We start from the raw sequence: 1,462 nt of genomic DNA, 5'->3' as shown, positions 1-1,462 counted from the left end.
GTGCGGCGGCGGCCGGCACGTCGGCAAAACGATTGGTGGTGTCGGCCTTGAGCGCCGGCAGCGACGACAGCGCCAGCGAAGCGATAGTCTTCTTTTCTGCGTCGGAAAAATCAGGCTTGCCGCAGCCCACGAGGACGACGGCGACCATCAGCGCCAGAAAGCGGAAAAGGCGCTTCATCGATCGCTCACAGCACCACGTTGAACAGTACGGTATCGGAGCCGGCGCCGGATGAGATGGCGAAACGAAGTTGCCACCAGCCGCTCATGGTGAATTTCAGCCCCTCGATGCGGTAACGGCCTTCGCCCAGGTAATCGGTGACCTGCGGGCTGGTCGGCAGGCCGTGATTGTGTTGCGGCATGCCGCCGGAGATGGCGATCGCGGCGCGCTCCACCGAAGCCCCTGTCTTTGTCTTCAGGGTCAGCAGCCAGGATTCCAGTTCGCCCTGCCGCACCACGCCCCGTTCCGGCACGAAACTCGCCACGTACAGCCCGTTGTCGGTTTTCTTCGTCCGCGCGACATCCGGGCCGGCTGGCAGCGACGAACGCGGCGCCGTCAGGAAGACGACCGCGAGAATGCCGACCAGCAAGGCAGCCAGACCAAGACCCGCCAGAAGATAACGCCATATCGATGCCAAACCGGTTCCTCTTCTGCAGACAACGCTCTGCCGAACGGATCGCATCCCGCCAGCCTGTGGGAAAACGCTGTGGCGGAAAAAACCCTGCTTGCCAAGCATGGCGCTGCCGATGGCAAAAAGCTACAGCACCGGGAAGCACTGGAGGATTGTAGATGGCGGGAACCGGCGTCGCCTCGATCGGCGAATGCATGCTCGAACTGTCGGGCCAGACCGGACCGAACTGGCGCATGGGCTTTGCCGGCGACACGTTCAACACGCTGTGGGCGCTGCACGCGCTGAGCACTGAGCGGCCGGCAACCTATGTCTCGGCCTTCGGCGACGATCCGTTCTCGCAAGCCCAGATCGATTTCTTAGGCCAGAACGGCATCGGCATCGGCTCCAGCCCGATCATAGCGGGCGCACGGCCTGGCCTCTATGCCATCACGCTGACCGGGGCCGAGCGTTCCTTCACCTACTGGCGCGGCGACGCCGCCGCGCGGCAGCTCGCCTCAGACCCGGTTGCATTGTCGGAAAACCTGGTAAATCAGGCGCTTGTCTATTTTTCCGGAATCACTTTGGCAATTCTGGATGAGGCCGCGCGCGCCGTATTGCTGGCGGCTGTCGCCAAGGCGCGCTCGGCCGGTTCACTTGTCGCCTTCGATCCCAACTACCGGCCGCGGCTTTGGCGCAATCGCGAGGATGCACAGGCAGCGATCGTCGAAGCCCTTGCCGCCACCGACATCGCATTGCCGACTTTCCCCGACGAGCAGATGCTGTTTGGCGATGCAACACCGCAAGCGACCGCAAAGCGACTCAGGCAACTGGTTAGCGAGGTCGTCGTCAAGAAC

The 1,462-nt window shown here is 63.2% G+C and carries 2 protein-coding genes and 1 pseudogene; 1 reads left to right on the top strand and 2 read right to left on the bottom strand.

The window, feature by feature from the left end:
* Both EN949_RS36980 and EN949_RS35205 read right to left on the bottom strand, forming a co-directional pair.
* Nucleotides 1-178 (bottom strand): annotated as a pseudogene (locus tag EN949_RS36980) (methylamine utilization protein); the annotation flags it as partial.
* A gap of 7 nt (nucleotides 179-185) precedes the next feature.
* Nucleotides 186-635 (bottom strand): FixH family protein, encoded by a 450-nt coding sequence (locus tag EN949_RS35205; protein WP_024503807.1) that lies wholly within the window; start codon nucleotides 633-635, stop codon nucleotides 186-188.
* Between the two features lie 152 nt (nucleotides 636-787).
* On the opposite strand from EN949_RS35205, the gene EN949_RS35200 reads away from it, so the two are divergent.
* On the top strand, nucleotides 788-1,462 hold a 675-nt coding region (locus EN949_RS35200), incomplete at its 3' end, for a sugar kinase (RefSeq protein WP_164782678.1).

This window comes from Mesorhizobium sp. M7A.F.Ca.US.007.01.2.1, assembly GCF_003998165.1.
GTDB classification, from domain to species: domain Bacteria; phylum Pseudomonadota; class Alphaproteobacteria; order Rhizobiales; family Rhizobiaceae; genus Mesorhizobium; species Mesorhizobium ciceri.
Note: the sequence above shows the minus strand (reverse complement) of the source record. Positions and strands in the feature narration are given on the sequence as shown.